Annotated in this window: 11 protein-coding genes; 8 read left to right on the forward strand and 3 right to left on the reverse strand. The window is 64.3% G+C overall.

Annotated elements, in window-relative coordinates; all coding sequences use genetic code 11:
* The first annotated feature begins 31 nt into the window (after positions 1 to 31).
* The 3 genes from BUC15_RS05815 to BUC15_RS05830 all read left to right on the forward strand — a co-directional run bounded on the left by BUC15_RS05815 (position 32) and on the right by BUC15_RS05830 (position 4,378).
* Positions 32 to 1,411: an AAA family ATPase gene (locus BUC15_RS05815; RefSeq protein WP_073186591.1), complete on the forward strand. Its 1,380-nt coding sequence runs from the start codon at positions 32 to 34 to the stop codon at positions 1,409 to 1,411.
* A gap of 53 nt (positions 1,412 to 1,464) precedes the next feature.
* The gene (locus BUC15_RS05820; protein ID WP_139280108.1) at positions 1,465 to 2,280 is read left to right on the forward strand and encodes a hypothetical protein; all 816 of its coding nucleotides are present in this window, start codon (positions 1,465 to 1,467) and stop codon (positions 2,278 to 2,280) included.
* 232 nt (positions 2,281 to 2,512) lie between these two features.
* A complete protein-coding gene (locus BUC15_RS05830) occupies positions 2,513 to 4,378 on the forward strand; it encodes an AAA family ATPase (protein ID WP_084189395.1) in 1,866 nt (621 codons plus the stop codon).
* Between the two features lie 260 nt (positions 4,379 to 4,638).
* On the opposite strand, the gene BUC15_RS05835 is transcribed toward BUC15_RS05830, so the two are convergent.
* Both BUC15_RS05835 and BUC15_RS21070 read right to left on the reverse strand, forming a co-directional pair.
* The gene (locus BUC15_RS05835) at positions 4,639 to 9,498 is read right to left on the reverse strand and encodes a restriction endonuclease subunit M (RefSeq protein WP_073186595.1); all 4,860 of its coding nucleotides are present in this window, start codon (positions 9,496 to 9,498) and stop codon (positions 4,639 to 4,641) included.
* Positions 9,491 to 12,325 (reverse strand): helicase-related protein, encoded by a 2,835-nt coding sequence (locus BUC15_RS21070; protein ID WP_073186596.1) that lies wholly within the window; start codon positions 12,323 to 12,325, stop codon positions 9,491 to 9,493. Before BUC15_RS21070 ends, BUC15_RS05835 begins: the two co-directional genes overlap by 8 nt.
* A 325-nt stretch (positions 12,326 to 12,650) precedes the next feature.
* Between BUC15_RS21070 and BUC15_RS20305 the strand changes: the two genes are divergently transcribed.
* The 4 genes from BUC15_RS20305 to BUC15_RS05860 all read left to right on the forward strand — a co-directional run bounded on the left by BUC15_RS20305 (position 12,651) and on the right by BUC15_RS05860 (position 14,420).
* Positions 12,651 to 13,241, forward strand: coding sequence for a Fic family protein (locus BUC15_RS20305; protein WP_217652124.1), 591 nt, complete (start codon positions 12,651 to 12,653; stop codon positions 13,239 to 13,241).
* On the forward strand, positions 13,195 to 13,698 hold the full coding sequence (locus tag BUC15_RS20310; protein WP_245787907.1) for a Fic family protein: 504 nt from the start codon (positions 13,195 to 13,197) through the stop codon (positions 13,696 to 13,698). The genes BUC15_RS20305 and BUC15_RS20310 overlap by 47 nt, the downstream gene beginning before the upstream one ends.
* 205 nt (positions 13,699 to 13,903) lie before the next feature.
* Positions 13,904 to 14,161: a type II toxin-antitoxin system Phd/YefM family antitoxin gene (locus BUC15_RS05855; protein WP_073186598.1), complete on the forward strand. Its 258-nt coding sequence runs from the start codon at positions 13,904 to 13,906 to the stop codon at positions 14,159 to 14,161.
* A gap of 1 nt (position 14,162) precedes the next feature.
* Positions 14,163 to 14,420: a Txe/YoeB family addiction module toxin gene (locus tag BUC15_RS05860; protein WP_073186599.1), complete on the forward strand. Its 258-nt coding sequence runs from the start codon at positions 14,163 to 14,165 to the stop codon at positions 14,418 to 14,420.
* Between the two features lie 315 nt (positions 14,421 to 14,735).
* On the opposite strand, the gene BUC15_RS05865 is transcribed toward BUC15_RS05860, so the two are convergent.
* The gene (locus BUC15_RS05865) at positions 14,736 to 16,073 is read right to left on the reverse strand and encodes an AAA family ATPase (RefSeq protein WP_073186600.1); all 1,338 of its coding nucleotides are present in this window, start codon (positions 16,071 to 16,073) and stop codon (positions 14,736 to 14,738) included.
* Between the two features lie 472 nt (positions 16,074 to 16,545).
* On the opposite strand from BUC15_RS05865, the gene BUC15_RS20315 reads away from it, so the two are divergent.
* The coding region (locus BUC15_RS20315; RefSeq protein ID WP_217652125.1) for a hypothetical protein at positions 16,546 to 16,740 on the forward strand (195 nt) is incomplete at its 3' end.

Genomic DNA, 16,740 nt, shown 5'->3' on the forward strand with positions numbered 1-16,740 from the left:
ACCCGAGACGACACCGCGAGGGAGACTACGGATGGCAACGCGCTCGAACGATGAGGGTCGATTCGCAGACGGCAGCGCGGCTCCGCGGATTTCCGCAATTCGGGTTGATCAGCTGTTCGGAAGGCTCTCATACGACTACACGGCGCCTCTTGACCCCGACGAGAGACCCACACCGCTCATCGTGCTCTACGGGGACAACGGCTGCGGCAAGACGACCATCCTGAGAATCGTCCACCATCTTCTCTCCCCAGCGGACCGGAGGGGCCACCGAACGGCCATCGCGCGCATTCCATTCAGCGCAATCTCTATATCGCTCAGCAACGGCGATTCGATCACCGCCACTCGAAGCGACTCACTGATCGGGTCATTCTTGGTGGAGGTGCGTGACGCCAGCGGCAAAGTGGTGACTCAGAGACTCTACAAGGCAGATGAATCACTGACCGTGAAATCCGACCCGTGGGACCTAGAGCACTTGAGCGAACTCGCCGACTCGCCTTCGGCAGATGGCGACCCTCTGGACCGCGGCAACGACGCGTACCTCGGCTATCTGAAACGGCAGCGGTTCGTTCCTCTATTCCTCAGGGACGAGCGTCAGATGGAGTCTGATATGTGGGAGGATGACTATGATATGCGTCGCCGCCATATCGAGGATCCCCAGTCTCAGCAGGGCCCGGGTGAACGCGCGTTGCGGACGGCGCTTATGGGCGCGAGTAATGCCATCCGCGACTTGTCGATCGCGGCTGCCGATGTCGGCGCTTCCGGCACAAACACCGTCTATTTATCGGTGCTTTCCGGACTTCTCTCGGGAGGGGCACTTTCGGAGGATGCCCAGTCGGCACGAAGCTCCCTGGAAAGCAAGGTAAACGAACTCGGCGAACGTAACAACAAATACGCGGCCTACGGATTCCTACCTCAGCTTGAGACCCAGGATTTTCAGCGCATAATTGCGCGGATCCCGGACGATAGGATTGCGATTGCACAAGACGTTCTGTTGCCTTTCTTGACGGGGCTAGAGAAGCGGCTGGAGACTCTAGCCCCAGTCTTCAAGATCACAGACGCGCTCATTTCCAGCCTGAATGGGTTCTTGACGGATAAACAGGTCAACTACACCCCACGCACCGGACTGCGGGTCGTCTCAACCGATGGAACTCTGTTCCGACCGGGATCGTTGTCTTCCGGTGAGCGACACTTGCTCACTCTGCTCTGTAGTGCCATCATCGCGCGCCGCGCATCAACAACTTTCCTGATTGACGAACCAGAGATCAGCCTGAACGTCAAGTGGCAGCGAATGCTGCTTCCTGCACTGATGGAGATCACCGCGGGCTCTGACGTTCAGTTTCTGGTCGCCTCGCACTCGATCGAGGTCCTTGCGCCCTACGCTGACCGCATCTTCCACATGGGCAGAGGATGACGGGCGCCGCTCGCCACTCGCGACGGACAGCTGCCGAGCTCTTTACTCTTTACATGCTCGAGCCTTCGTTCAGGCATGTCTTCTGCGAAGGTCGTATGGACCGCGCACTCCTTTCCCACTTCATTCGGGAGGCAGGGCTTTCGGCATCGGTCCACCGGATTGATGACTACGTCGACATGTCTGAATTACTTGCAGTTCCGCAGGAGTCGACTGGAGTACGGGCGCGCCTCATAGTTCTAGCCGAGGAGTACGACAGGAGATTTGCGAAGCACGATCCACTCCGCTCCCTCACCTGCGTGATAGACCGAGATTGCAGAGTTCCCCGCCCCACCCCAGCACTATTGGTGACTGATTACTCGGACATCGAGATGTACACATGGAAGCCTGCTCGGCTCACGAAACTACTGGAGTTGGGCTACGGAGTCGACGTGAGCGACGGAGTCGTGGACAGGCTTATGCTCTTTGTCGAGCCGCGCGCCGTAACACTGTGCATGACCCGACGCTTCGTGCACGAGAAAGGCGAGGGCCGGACGCCTCCGGCGAACGTCACGAGATACGCGTGTCCGCGCAACGGAAACATGGATTTGATTGGGTTTATCAGGGCTTACGGGGGCAGCCTCACTAAGGAGGCTGACCGAATCGCTTCAGAGATTCATCAACGTGTGGATAGAGCTTCTAGCGAAGATTGCAGAATGCACATGAATGGTCATGATGTAGTCCTGCTCACAGCGGTTGCTGTTGATCGCATGCTCAAAGTCTCTACAGGCGAAAGCGAGATGAAGCGCGCTTGGTTCGCTGGCCTCGATTGGCGAGACCTTGTAGAGTCGGAGCCAATGTTTCAGGCTCTTGCCAAGAGGATCTCAGCGTGAAGAACGGCACTCGTGCGACCCTCGCGTCCCCCAACGACAGATAAGTGATCCGCTCAGATTGATTCTGAAACCGTCACTCAACGGTGGAAGTCCTAGCGATCGTTGGCGAACCTGGCTGGCGGAGATGCTAGAGCCTGAGTTCCACACCATGGCTACTGTCTCAGTCTAGGTCAACCCTGCCACATGACCTTGCTTCAGTCTATGATACTGCTTTGGAAGTGAAGGAGATAGGGTGTACCTGCGCGAGATCCGAATAGTGAACGACGGACCGAATGAGGATGTCAGCATCTCCTTGCCTTTGGGTGACCAGGGGACCCCCAAGCCACTCGTGGTCGTGGGTGAGAATGGAAGCGGTAAGAGCAATCTGCTGTCCATCATCGCCGACGCTCTCGTGGAGGGTGCGGCACAGCATCATTCAGACGTAGTTCCGCGATCAGGGGGAACCGACAGACCTTGGATGCGCATTGTGGGTGGCACAACCTTGAGGCGGGGAACCCAAGGGGGCTTCGCCCTGCTTCACTTCACTCATGACAACGGGCCCCTGATCTACGCCGAAAAGGCCGGACACTACCCCACAACCGACCTGCCGATGGACCTTACACCCGAACTCAAGGAAGGTGCTACCTGGAGCGATGCCGGGCCCGCTAAGACCTTCAAACTCAGCGAGGAGCAGAGCCGACAGATCTACAGCTCAGGTTGCTATGCCTTCTTTCCTGCTAGCCGTTCCGAGGTTCCTCATTGGCTCAACGGCGAGAGTCTGCCATCGAAGCCATTTAGCACCGCCGTGAGGTTTTCTGGAAGGCTTGGTAAGCCTCTCTACGTCGAGCAAGGCATTGAGTCTCTGTCTCAATGGATCCCTGGGCTCATCATGGACAGCCGGCCAACCGTGGCGAGGGCCCCCGGGCCCCCGAACTCCAATCAGTGGACGCTCACTTCGACAAGCTTCCAGATGCATTTATCTTCTCGAGAACTAGCCGATCGCGTACTGCGCGTGATCTTGGACGATCCTGAGGCAGGCTTCGTCTGGGTCAACCGATTCACCGGGCTCGAGTACTTCTCTCCGAAGGCTGCAGCCAGGTTACCGCTGGCGGCGTTGTCTTCGGGCCAGGCAACGCTGCTGAGTATCTTCGGCACGATTCTGCGACAGTGCGATGCGGCAAGCAATGGCGATCCCACAAGCGCGTCCGGTATTTGTGTCATAGACGAGATCGACGCCCACGTCCACGTGGACCTCACCTACAGAGCCATCCCGGAACTGATGGCCATGTTCACGGGGATTCAATTCATCACATCCGCCCACTCACCTCTACTCGTCCTTGGCATGCAGTCCAAATTCGGCGATGACCACATGCTTGTCACTGAGATGCCGTTTGGCCGTTCAGTAACGGCCGAAGGCTATCGCGAGTTCAAGAACGCATTGGACGTTCTCCGGTCCACTCAAGGATTTGACTCATTGGTTATTGAGCGCTTGAACAGCCAATCTAGCCCGCTCATTCTCTGTGAAGGTGAGACGGATCCGAAGTACATTGAAACCGCCATGGAGCTACTTGGCGAAGGCGCGATCCTATCGGGGATCACCACTGACTGGATAGGTATGCGCTCAAAGTCAACGGGCGGTTCAATCGGCGCTGGCAAGGACAACTTGCATCGGGCTTGGCAACTCCTCACTGCTAACCCAGAATTGACGGGAAGGCCGGTCATGCTGTTGTACGACAATGATGCAAAGAAGCCCGATGTCGACGAAGGCCGCATCTCCGTCCGAACGCTTCCCACCAATCCTGAGAATGTATACGTGAGGAACGGTATCGAGAATTTGTTGACGCCGAATGTATTCTTGCCTGACATGTTCAGTGAGCATACTCACGACGACGGGAATGGCAAGACCGTCACCATCCGAGAACTGAACAAGTCTGCTCTGTGCGCGCGTCTCTGCGACGAAAGGCGCGACGCTTCGAATTTTCTCGGATTCAATGCTGTTGTTGAGATCATTCGAGAGTGGCGCGAGAGGCTTGGCCTCGATGCCAAGCCTGCTTCCAGCGCAGATTCGGAGCGGCCAACGGGCGACCCTGAGGTCGGAACAGAGCCCGCCGAGCGCTAGCTTCTTTGACCTGAAACGTCCAAGGGTCGTCAGTCCTGCTCGCACTCCTGCCGCGCGCCCTGGTCACCCAGGATTGTAGGGTCCCCATCATTGGTCGGGGCGCGACAGTTCAGACCACATCCGGGTGTGCGGGACCTCCGGCCCGCCGCGAGGACCGCCGGGACCCCGAAGCAAGCGCGCCCAGGTCCGGAGGACCAGCGAATGGCGCAGCCCACCTGCGCATGGCCCACTGAGGTGCGTCGGCGGTGTTCCTCATCTCGCTAGGTCAGCGCGCTCATCGCGGTGTGGAAGTCGGCCTCGCGGTCGCGGGGAGCGAACGGGAGCTCGTAGGTGTAGACCGTGCCGGCAGGGTGGGTGGCGGTCCGCTCCTCCTCGGTGAGCTTGTCGCCCTTCTTTCGCCACAACTGGCGGACCTGAGTCGGGACCAGACGACCGTTGGCGTCGTAGATGTAGTCGTTTTGGTCGTAGCCGTGGAGGACGGCGAACTGGGTGCGGTAGATCGTCGAGAGCTCGTCCGCGGTGACGCCGAGCATCGTGGCCATGAGGGCGTCGATTTCCACTAGCGCGTTGCGGCGATCCACGTCTCGACGCAGCGGGGTGTCTGCTGTCCAGGCTTGTCCCACGTCCCCTAGATCGGGGGCGTCAGCATAGGCCTTGCCGAGCAGCCACTCGTCTGAGGTGAAGGCAGGGTTCCATACGTCAGCCCAGAGGTCCGCGTACGCCTGCGTTAGGCAGTTGAGCCGCAGGGTCCGAAGGAGCAAGCGCGGCAGGAGCGGATGCGTGAGTTCAGGCGCAGCGGTTCTGCCCACGGCCTCAACGGTGACCGCGCTCTTGGGGGCAGAGCGGATTCCGAAATCAGCCAAAAGAGATGACAGCACACCTTCAATCAAGACAAGCAGTCTGGGGTCAGGCACTGAGAGGGAGTTCACGCCGTGAATGTGAGCGGCCCCGGGCGGTATCAGAGCGGCGATCAGCGTGCGCTCGCCGGTGTTTGCTGCCATTGCGCGCCACGCGACGCGGTAGTGGTCGCGGACCGGTACGCCGTCCCAGGCCCCATAGGCCGCGGCGTATAGGGCGCGGTCCCCCGCCTGCTTGTAGGCCGTAACAGGAAGCGCATCCGGAGCTAGCGCTTCCGTGTTCATCAGGGACCAGTCCTGGTTGTGCTTCATCGTCGGGTTCGGCGACTTGAAGAACGGGTTGCCAACGTGCAGATGGGGGCCTTGCAGGATGGCGTCCTCCCACGAGGCAACCCCCCAACCTTGGGTGAACCGGCCCTTCTCGCGGTCAATCGTTTCGTTCCATCCGCTGGAGAAGGAGACACCCAGCTCGGACACGCGACCAGACCTCGACAGCCGAGCCAGGGCGTCCGCCGACGATCGGTTTACCGTGTACAGCATTCTCGTACTTGGGCCCGGGAGGCCTGGGGCCTCAAGTACATCACGCCAGACCCTCAAGGTTTCTTCGGTCACACCCTGGATCCGATACTTATGTGGGCGGAGGTCCCAGTGGCCCCCATGCTTGAACCCCGGCTCCTCACCCAACCCATCGTGACGTATCGAGCGCATCACGGTGTCGGGATGGTAGAGGTTGGAGGCGTTCAGAAAGCACACAGAGCGCGGGCCGCGGTAGATGTTGACTGCGTATGTCTTGTGATCCTCGATCTCGTTGAAAAGTAGCAACTCGTTGATGAAGTGCCAGTGCCTGCGGAGTCGGGGATAAGTCTCTGCGCGAAATCCACCCGCTCGCTCGTCGGTGAAGTGCGAGTCGAGGTGGATCAGACCCACAGCGCCCGTCCTGCACATATGCCGCCATGTCCGGGCCATGAAGCAGCGATAGAGGTCGGGACGGAGGCCCAACAGCTCGGGATAGGTCGCGGCGTTACCCACGTATTCCTTCAGCGCCACCATCTCGGCTGCGCCAGCCGTCAGGGTGTCACCGGCACCAGGTATCTCGAGAGTCTCCAGGCGTCGCGAGGCCCTGACGGCCTCAGACGGCTTGAAGGCGAGTTGCCACCACGGGTCACTCTCGGCCAACAGTGCGTCCGTATCCACATCTGGCCGCACCCACGGCGGGTTGCCCACCTGGAGGTCGAAGCCGCCGCGACCGAACACCGTCGCGAAGTCCAACTGCCAGTGGAAGAAGCCCTGTTCGCTTGCCACGTCATCGCAGACACGCAGCCACGGGTGATCGTCGAGCACGTCCCTGATTCGTCTTGCGCCGGCGCCGGCGAGTTCGAAGTTCTCCTGGTCGGCCATCGCCTCCCATTGGTCCGCTGGGGAGAGCGTGCCCATGCCCTGCTTCGATCCGCGGGAGGACAGCTTCTGCGTGCCGAGAATGCCCTGGGCGGCGTCGATCCACTGGTCGAGCGTCGGCGGGGCCACCTCGTCGCCGGTCAGCGGCCAGAACCAGAGTGCGGTCCAGGCGTCCATCATGCGACGCAATCGACGGTAGGCGCCGTCGTTGTCGGCGAGAGACTGTTCGATCTGTTCACGGGTGACGGTGCGGGTAGGCGCGTTGCTCACGGGGTTTCGACGCGGTTGCGCGGCTCGTTCCTCACCGGCGACCGGCTCAACCAGCGGGAATGGCGGGTCAGCCAGTGGGTTTCCCCAAAGCTTGATGTGACGGGCTGACTGTTCCTCGGCGACCTTCAGGCGGCGGTAGGCCATCGCCCACAGCTCCTCGGCCTGGTGGGAGATCGCCACCAGCTGGTCGAGCTGCCTCTTCGTCGGCTTGGTCTTGATGCTCTTGCGCCACGCCCTGACGCTGGCTACCCGGTCGGGGACGAGCTCCTTGGCCTCCTTGGACTCGGACGTCGCGCCCCAACCTGCGGCGGGCAGCAGCCAATGGTGGACGCGGCCACCGGACCCGCTGAGCTCGGGGCGGTCCTGCTCGATGCGGGCGGCGATGTCGGTGAGCGGCTCGGCGGTGGGCGGGGCGGTGAGCCAGCGCTTGTCGTTGACCTGATCGCGCGTGTAGAAGGAGCGCGACGCCCCCACCAAGGAGTTTCCGCGGCGCAGTCGGAGCCCGAACCACGGGGCTTGGAGTCCCTCGGCCATGGTGTCCAGCCACAGCGTGATCTCCGCGAACTCCACGGCCGTGGCGTTGAGGTCCACGCCGTAGACGTTGTGCAGGGCCAGGTAGGCCTTCACCTTCTGCAGCTCGGCCGGGTAGACGTCGGGGTCGACCCGCTCCCCCAGCTCCTCCTGTCGGCGCTTCAGGTACTGCTCGGCCAGTTGCCGGACGGCCTCGATGGCGAACGCGCCGGAGCCGAGGGCGGGCTCGCAGACGCTGAGGCCGAGGATCTCCTCGGCTGTGGTGGTGTGGCCGTCCTGGTCCAGCAGCTCGGCGAGAGCCTCGGAGACGGTGAACTTCGTCAGCACCTCGGGGGTGTAGTAGGAGGCGGAGCGCTGCCGTTGACGGCCGGAGAGCCGGAAGACGAACTGACCGCGGGTGTAGCGGCGGCGGCTCTTCTGGCCGGTGACGGGGTCAGTGTCGAGGACGAAGTCCTTGTCGGCCAGGTGGTCGGCGCGGTCCACGGGGACCACCCAGGAGCCCTTCTCCGGGTTGCCGTCGCGGGCCACCTCGTAGAGGTCGACGTCGGCGAAGGAGCCGGTGTAGCTCATCAGGCCTTCGTAGACGGCGCCGAGTTGGTTGATGCCGAGCTCGACGTAGCTGATGAAGCCGCGCTCCTTCCCGGAGCGCTCCTTGCTCAGCAGGAGTCGGCGGAGGACTTCCTGGAGGGCGTGGTTGCCGAGGCCCACCTCATCGATGAGGGAGGTCGCCTGCGGCGAGAAGAGGTCCGCGCGGAGGGGTTGGAACTCCAGACCTCGTTCGACTAGGCGGTCATTGGTCGATTCATAGGTTTCGAGACGCTCAGTCGCTTCGCTCCCTCGCTCCTCAACCAGCGGGGATGGACGCTCAGTCGCTTCGCTCCTTCGCTCCTCAACCAGCGGGGAGGGGTGCGTTTCATAGGTTTCGAGACGCTCTCCGGCTCCGCCGTCGAGCTCCTCAACCAGCGGGGAGGGGTCCTCAACCAGCGAATGGCCGCGGTCGACGAGGCGGAAGAGAAGTGCCAGCGACTCGTACAGGTGGGTGCCGGATCGGGCGCGCGGGGAGGCGAGCTCCACCTGCACCAGCTCCCGGAGCCGGTCCAGCGAATAGCCGCGCGCGTAGTCCGGGTCCCCGACGGGGAGAATCTTCAGCTCCGGCGACGCCTCGGCGTAGAGGAGGAACAGGATCCGGTAGAGGAACCGCAGCGACTGCAGCGCCAACGGCTGCGCCTGGCTCTGCGGCAGCGGGTCGAGGCCCTGGGCGCGGCGTCGGTCCACCACCTCGTTGGCGATGAGCTCGATGGATTCCCGCACGCCCTCGCGGAGGTCGGCGGAGACCCCGACGGTGTGGGCGACGGACGCCTCCAGCGTCGCGTCCCACCAGATGTTGCCGTCGGCGTCGGGGGCCAGCGATTCGGCGTCGACGGCCACCAGCGCCCGGTCGATCTCGCCGCCCTGCTTGGTGTCGCCGCGCTCGGCGACGGTGTGGAGGTCGACGGCCAAGTAGCGACCCTCAGGCCAGCGGGAGGCCTCCGCCACCACCAGCCAGCGGCCGGCCATGATGAGCGCGAACTTCGTCTCCTCGTGGTCGAGGAACAGGGTGGACACCAGCTTGGTGGCCGAGAGGATCGGGTCCTCGTCGTCGACGACGTACGGCTCGGCGAGGGTCTCGGCGTGGCGCGCGAAGAGCTCGTCCAGCGTGGCGGCGGGCTTGGCCTCCACCAGCGCGAGGGTCGGTTCGAGGCCGGGTGAGCGGAGCAGCCTGACGGGGCCGTTGACGGTGGTGTTGTAGGGGCCGGGCTCGTAGCCGAGGATGCGGCGGAGGTCGGCGTGGAGGGCCGCGGCGGCGTCCGGGTCCGGGCCGTCGTCGGCGTAGAGGGCCGCCATCGCGGTGGCCAGCTTAGAGCGGTCGGCGGTGAACCGCGACTTGGTGGTGAGGTGCTCGGCGTCGCGCCACTGCTTGACCCGGTCCAGCACGCGGGCCAGGTACGACTCCTTGCGGGCGTCGGTGGTGAAGAAGTGCTCGCTGATCCAGTCCTCGACGACGAGGAGGGCGTCGCTGTCAGCCATGGGTGGCCCCCGGGGTGTCGGCGGGGAGGACCACCAGCAGGGGGCGCACCAGCTGACGGTCGGGGGTCATGTCGCGGCTCAGCCGCTCCTGCGCGTCGACGAGCGCGCGGCGGCGGCGCACCTGGTCGCGCTGGATGAGCGCCTCGGCCTCGGACTGCCACTCCTCTGCACGGGCCACCCACTCGTCGACCCGCGCCTTCGCGGCGTCCGCGGCGGCCTGGAACTGGAAGCGCAGCGTGTCCCCGGCGCGCTCGACGGCGGGGCGGACGAGGTCCATGTCCGGGAGCTGGACCGGGCCGGGGTTGCTGCGCTCGCCGATGACGCCGGCGTCGGTGAGCATCTCCCCCGCCGTCGCGTGAACCTCGACGAAGGGCGTCGTGCCGTGGAACTGAGCGGAGAGCCACGACGAGGCGACCACCTGGCCGCGGCGGTTGATGAGGGTGCCGTTGAGCAGGACGGTGGGCACGTCGACGTCGCCGCGGACGGCGAAGATCTCGCCGCGAGCCAGCCGGGCCAGTGCGCGGTCGGCGGCCCAGTCGAGCACCGGGTGGAGGGGGCCGAGGTAGTGGGCCTCCGGCCAGGAGGAGGCGCTGGTGTCGGTGAGGGCGGCGTCGAGGATGGTGCTCGCCTTGTTGGGTTCGGTGACGAGCTGGAGGCGCTCCAGGACGTTGCGGTCGGCGAGGTAGCTCTGCGGGAGCACCTCGAAGCGCTGGCGGAGATCGGCCGGCGGGACGAACTCGACGATGTGCTCGGCCTGGTGTTCGCGCCACGCGACCCCGCCGAGGTCCCGCGGGAGGGGCTTGTCCTCGGGTGAGGGGTAGTACTCGTGGAGGGCGTCGCGGAGGAAGTCCACCGGCTTGGCGTAGAGGAGGTGGTCGCCGACGACGGCGGGCTCGGGTTGATCGTCGGCGTCGTCGTCGAGGTACTGGGCCAGCCAGTCGTCGACGCTGGTGGCGATGTCCTCGGGGCTGGCCACCACGTCGTCGAAGCTCTTGGATCCGGCCAGCACCTGGCGGATGACCTCCTCCTCGGCGGTGACGCTGTAGCGGCCCATGAGGCTGGCGGCGTCGCCGAGGGCGCGGTGGGCCTCGTGCTCGCGAGTGACGAGGGCGGTGAGGACGCGGATGTCGCCGGAGAAGCGCTCGTTGGCGGTGTTGAGCAGCAGGGTGGTGATCTGCGGGGGCTGCTTCTGGCCGTAGCGGTCGATGCGGCCGTTGCGCTGCTCGATGCGGATGAGAGACCACGGGATGTCGTAGTGGATGAGGTGGTGGCACTGCTTGTGGAGGTTGACGCCCTCGGAGGCGACGTCGCCGGTGACGAGCACGCGGATGGGTGAGCTGGTCTGCTTGAAGCTCTCGACGATGGCCTGCTGCTGGTCGTCGGCCAGGCCTCCATGGAGGACCTCCACCTGGTCGGGTTTGAGGCCGAGGTCCTTCTGGAGTTTGGCCTGGAGCCAGTGGAGGGTGGCGACGCGCTCGGAGAAGACGACGGCGCGCATGGGCGAGTCTTTACCGACGCTGACTTCGTCGCGGAGGTAGCTGACGAGGGCCTGGTACTTCGACGAGGTGGCCATGGTGGCGTCGTTGAGGACGGCCAGGCGGCGCAGGGCCTCGGCCTCGCGGTGGGCGGCGGGTGTGTGGTCGAGGCGCTCGATGCGGTTGTGCAGGGTGTCGCGGAGGGCTGCGGGCGAGGACAGGAAGGCCTTCGCCAGCGTCCAGGGGAACAGCGAGCCGTTGGCGCCGGAGTAAGGCGAGGTGGCCGTCGGGCGGAGCCACGTGTCGACCAGCTCGTCGACGACGGCGTCCTCTTCCGGGGAGGCGTCGATGAGGCGGTTGTCGGGCTCCAGGCGCTCGGCCCAGTCGGCGCCCACCTCCTCGGCCACCTCGGCGCTGTGGCGGTGTCGTCGGATGGTCAGCTGCTCGACGCGCTTGGCGTCGAGGTCGCCGTCGGCCTTGACGGCGGTGGGGTCGAGGAGGCGCACCAGCTCGGCGAACGACTCCCGCGACCCGTTGTGCGGGGTGGCGGAGGCGAGGATGAGGGCGTCGGCCTGCGGCGCGAGGATGCTGGCCAGGCGGTTGTTGAGGGTGGCGGTGTTGGTGACGTTATGCGACTCGTCGATGACGACAGCGTCCCAATGGTGGCGGCGCAGGTCGTGGACGAAGCGCTCCTGCTTCAGCGTGTCGATGGAGATGATGACGCGGCGGAAATAGGAGAACGGGTTGCGGTTGGCGGGCAGCTTCTGCTTGACGCGGGCCACGCCCTGGGAGTCGAGGCGCACGAACGGGATGGCGAAGCGGCTCCACATCTCGTGCTGCATCTGCTCCAGCACGTGTCGCGGGGTGACCACCAGGATCCGCTCCCCGCGGCCGCGGCGGATGAGCTCGGAGAGGATCATGCCGATCTCGAGCGTCTTGCCGAGTCCGACGGCGTCGGCCAGCAGGATTCGGGGGCGCAGTGTCGCGGGGTCGAGTGCCTTGGCGACGGCCTTGTGCTGGTAGCCCAACTGGCGGGCGAGCATGCGGGGCGCGACGGTCAGCGAGTCGTCACTGAGGGGGACGGCGGTCTTGCGTAGCGTCGACTCCACCCAGAGGCGGGAGCGGCGGTACCTGGGTGAGTCGTCGGCGCGGACGATGGTGTCGCGGGGGTCGTTGAGCTTGACCCTGTCCAGTGAGGGGTAGAAGACGGCGCCCTGGCCGCGGACCAGGTCGGAGAGGCCCTGGGCGTTGAGGACGGGCCCGTCGGAGGACTCGTCCACCGAGGTGACAAGCCAGTCCTCGTCGCGCACCACGACGACGTTGCCGGGTGCGAAGGTATTCGTGCTACTCATCTTGGGGGGCAGCCTATCGCTCAGGCTGATTGTGCTGCGCGTAGGAGTCCAAGAGTCTGGGCGCGATTTCCAGGAACGATGGCCGAAGGTCGGCGTCCTGGTCGAGGTACGGCTTCCTGGCAGGCATCGCATGGATGACCAGCTCGTCACCGCCACCGCCACCGAGGCCGAGGACACCGTCTCGAGCAGGCGGGCACGGGTGTCGAACCCCAAAGAGAGTGTCTGTTTTCTGTTCGCGGCGGCAACCGGTGCACAAGGTAGGCGGAAGATGACTTTGTTTAGTTCCTTTTGCCGTCCATCTGAGTAAACAAAGTGAGGAGAGACGATGGCCCGAGGTCGCCCGTCCCGGGCTACGGTCTACGCCCGCCTCGACAGCCAACTTGCCGAGTTACGCACCAGACTCGGGGGGCTCCCCTCTCCCGAGGAGTCTGCGTACGTGTGGACCGACATCTGGCACCTCGAGGCCCACCACTCCACAGCCCTGGAAGGCAACGCTCTGGTTCTGCGCGAGGTGGAGACGCTCCTCGACCAAGGTCGAGCCGTCGACGCAAGGCCCCTCAAGGAGTACATGGAGGTCAAGGGCTACGGCGACGCGGTCTCCCGGGTCTACCGCGAAGCGATGGGCGCAGGCGACCGAACCACCGACACACTGATCACAGTTCAGGAAGTGCGTCACATCTACCACCTGGCCATGTCCCCTGTCTGGCAGGTCTCCCCCCCATCCAGACGCCACCGAGACCGAATCACCAGGCAACCTCCGGCGCCACGACATCCATCCCTTCACCGCAGGCATGACTCCGCCGTCGTGACCGCTGGTACCCGCATGCCTGGACGAATGGGTCGCCACCACCAGCACGATCCCCGCCCGGCTGCACGGCGGCGGCACCCTTCCCGAACTGCTAGCCGAGGCACATAACCACTTCGAACGCGTCCACCCGTTCATCGACGGCAACGGCCGCACCGGCCGGCTCGCGTTGAACCTCGTGCTCGTCAGGCTCGGCCACCCGCCGGTGGTGATCCTCAAGGAACAGCGAGCCGCTTACCTGCGGGCCATGCAACAAGCAGACAAGGGCGACGTCGGACCCCTCGGCGAAATCCTCGCCCGAGGGATGATCGACAATCTGAACCGCTTCATCATCCCCAACGTGCCCGGCCCCGCGAAGCTCGTTCCCATCGCGGCCCTCGTCGACGCCGACCTCAGCCTGGTCGCCATCCGCGCCGCCGCCCAACGCGGACGGCTCGAAGCCCACCAACGCAGTGACGGGCAATGGCTCAGCTCCCGCAGAGCCGTCGACATCTATAAGGAATCACGCCGCCAAGGAGCCCGCCTCAGCACAACGAGTCCTGCCGAAAGGACACGTCCGCTGATCTGAGGGCCGCCGCGCGAGGTCGGTTCACCTCCCGTCGGTGCCACCGCCTGACGCTGACCTGGAGCCCGACGAGTTCCTCAAGAACAAGAACTCGTTCACGGCCGCCATGGACTACCTACGACCTTCGCCACTCGTCCACGGCCCCTGAACAGGCACGGGTTGTTTGACCCTTGGTTGCGGCGTACGCTTTTCTGTACAGGAGGTTCTCATGAAGACAATGAGCTACACCGAATCCCGGGCGCGCTACGCCGAGGTGCTCGATTCGGTCGTCAACGACCGCGAGGAGGTGGTCATCACCCGCGCAGGCCATGAGCCCGTGGTGATCGTGTCCCTCGATGACTACGAGTCGCTGCGCGAGACCGCCTATCTCATGCGCTCCCCCGCGAACGCCCGCCGGCTGCTGGACGCCATGGAGCGACTCGAGGCCGGGCACGGTGAGGCTCACGACCCGCTCGAGGCCGACTGACGTGCTCCTCGTCTGGGACGAGAACGCCTGGGATGACTACCTCTGGTGGCAGGCGCAGGACCGAAAGGTCCTCAAGCGGATCAACGCGCTCCTTCTCGACATCCAGCGCAACGGCAACGAGGGCATCGGCAAACCTGAGGCACTCAAGCACGACTTCGCCGGATACTGGTCCAGGCGAATCACCGACGAGCATCGTCTCGTCTATAAGATCGTCGGCGATGAGGTCCGGATAGCCGCCTGCCGATACCACTACGGGTAGCGCGCGCGTTCCGGCGTCGTCCATCCATGACGTGTTGCCCGATCAACCTGCAAGTCAGGCTGAGTGTCGAGCACGACTCGCAGCCTGACAGTTGTCGAGGCTGCGAGTCGTGCTCGACACGGCGGCCGACAGCATGTGGTCCTTGACTGCGTCAACAGGCCATGCACCCATGTTCGTCCAAATCCCGCAGACGTCGTTGCGATGAGCGTGTCAGCGCCACCCAGAGGGAGGTCAACCAGCACGGGCCGCGCCAGGCTTCGCGTCGAGGTGGCGACGCCTGCGCTGGCTGGAGTTCTTGCTGGCTGCCACTGCGCGTCACTCAGCCCCAGGGCTGACGAGGGCAGCAAAGAAACTGCCCGATAGCCGCGGCGTGCCTCCGTAGCGGCCCGTCAGGTAGCGTTTGGCCACGTTGGCATCGGGGTGCTGCGGGAAGTCCGCCAGGCACGTCAGTTTGGTCACACCGTCGTACGTCTTGTCCGTGAACCACACCTGCTCCGGTGCCAGTTGCACCTCGCTCAAGGGCGAGAGCACGTAGGACTCATGGCTGGTGAACACCAACTGCGCGTGATGAGTATTGACGCCCGGATCAGCAAACATCTCCAGCAGCAACTCCAGCAGATGGGGGTGGAGGCTGGCGTCGATCTCATCAACGGCCAACAGCCCTCCGGCACGCAACGCTTCCAGTGCCGGCACGGCGGTCGCGAGCCACGCGATGGTGCCGTCGCTCTCTTGGTGGATCGTGAACGGGGGGCAGTCGTCCGTCGTCCCACGGTGGGTGAAGATGAGGTGTCGAACGACCTGCTCGAGCTGGTCGTCGTCGAGTTCACCCGGGCTGTCTGCTTCGACGGTTTCGCCAACCTCACCCACGTCTTCGTTTGCGCTCCGAACCTCACGGATGAATCGCAGTGCGGCCCGGCGGATCTCCTCGGGAATATTGCTTTCCTCGATGTTCACGCGGGTGACCCCGATGTCAGCAACTTGGAGTAACAACTCGAGGTCAGAGAACGTAATGGTTCCGTCCGTCAGCGAGTCCGCGATGCTCTTGAGGCGCGCCTCGCGGTGAGAGTCCTTCACCGTGACGTAGTCGAACCCCTTGACGAGCCTCTCGGCGATCGCGTGGAGCGGCGAGTCGGGCATGAGGAGCGCTCGGCTGAGCACCAACTCGCGGTTTGTCACGGCACCCACGGTGCGCATGCTCGGGTGGAGCTTGAGGGTGCCATCGACACGGTCTCGCTCCAGCAGCGAGCGCCAACGCGAGCTTGGGACATCGCGGAGCCACTCGCGCCTGATCCCTTCGGCATCTACCTCAAACCCGTAGAGATGACGACGCCCGGCGTCCACAAAATCCAGCTCATAGGTGCTGGAGGACGTCCGGGAGTCGCCGTCGAGTAGGAAGGGAGCCCGCATCATTGACGGCGCATCCTGCCACGCCGTGGCCGAGCGGCGAATCGCGGCAAAGACGTAGTGCATCGCGTCCAGCACGGCCGACTTTCCGGTTGCGTTCGCGCCAAAGATGCCCGCCAGCGGGTAGGTCGCTGAGCTCCAGTCGCCGTCCTTGGGCTGAAGAGTCCGCAGTGAAGGGTGAACGAGGTCCAGCGTGACTTCGTCGCGAATGCTCTTGTGGTTGCGCACGGTGAAGCTGAGCACGATCATGAAGCAAGAGTATCAGTCTGAGCTGTCTCAATTTTACGTTTTTCGTATGTATAGCCGCGCTCCCATCGGCCTTCCGATAGCGTCGCTCCCCTTGGCAGCACCAGCCCAGCGACCTGACTCGCCAGCGCGAATGCTCCCAACCTCCTCTTCAGCGAGCCGCTGACCGGCGGGTGGGTCAGTCACGCGCGCCGGTAGACGGTGGACCGATGCTCAATGTCGAGGGCAAGGGTCACCAATCGCCCCTCCTGCACGTCGACGATCACGGCCAGTCCCCCACCCGATACCGCCACAGACCTGCGAGGGGTCCGGTCAGGGCCTTGCCCGGGACTCGCGGATCGCTCAGCTCAGCCAGGGTATCCGTGATGCGACGAGCTGTGACACGGTCACGCTTGGCGAGTTTCGCCAACTTGTTTCATCGCGACCTCATCAAGCTCAATCGTCCAGGCCAAGATCCTTCACCGCCTGTTCGAGCGTGAAGGTCTGGGGCGGCCCTTCCGCAGGTATCGACGGCATGTCCCTGGTGACGCGCACCCGGCCAGCGACCGGGCGGCCCCACGACGTTTGCCTCGAGACGACGCTGATGCTGCTGATCGGCGCGGACACCAGCGATCTGTGGCCGATACCAGCAGTATCGCTCGACACCAGCCGTATACCGCTGGTAACCAGC

The organism is Tessaracoccus bendigoensis DSM 12906, from assembly GCF_900141915.1.
In the GTDB taxonomy this organism is placed as follows: Bacteria; Actinomycetota; Actinomycetes; order Propionibacteriales; family Propionibacteriaceae; genus Arachnia; species Arachnia bendigoensis.

Excerpts from the sequence above, each read along its gene's own strand:
- BUC15_RS05815 (WP_073186591.1), top strand. The coding sequence starts at position 32 with ATGGCAACGCGCTCGAACGATGAGGGTCGATTCGCAGACGGCAGCGCG.
- BUC15_RS05820 (WP_139280108.1), top strand. The coding sequence starts at position 1,465 with ATGCTCGAGCCTTCGTTCAGGCATGTCTTCTGCGAAGGTCGTATGGAC.
- BUC15_RS05835 (WP_073186595.1), bottom strand. The coding sequence starts at position 9,498 with ATGGCTGACAGCGACGCCCTCCTCGTCGTCGAGGACTGGATCAGCGAG.
- BUC15_RS21070 (WP_073186596.1), bottom strand. The coding sequence starts at position 12,325 with ATGAGTAGCACGAATACCTTCGCACCCGGCAACGTCGTCGTGGTGCGC.
- BUC15_RS20305 (WP_217652124.1), top strand. The coding sequence starts at position 12,651 with ATGGCCCGAGGTCGCCCGTCCCGGGCTACGGTCTACGCCCGCCTCGAC.
- BUC15_RS05855 (WP_073186598.1), top strand. The coding sequence starts at position 13,904 with ATGAAGACAATGAGCTACACCGAATCCCGGGCGCGCTACGCCGAGGTG.
- BUC15_RS05865 (WP_073186600.1), bottom strand. The coding sequence starts at position 16,073 with ATGATCGTGCTCAGCTTCACCGTGCGCAACCACAAGAGCATTCGCGAC.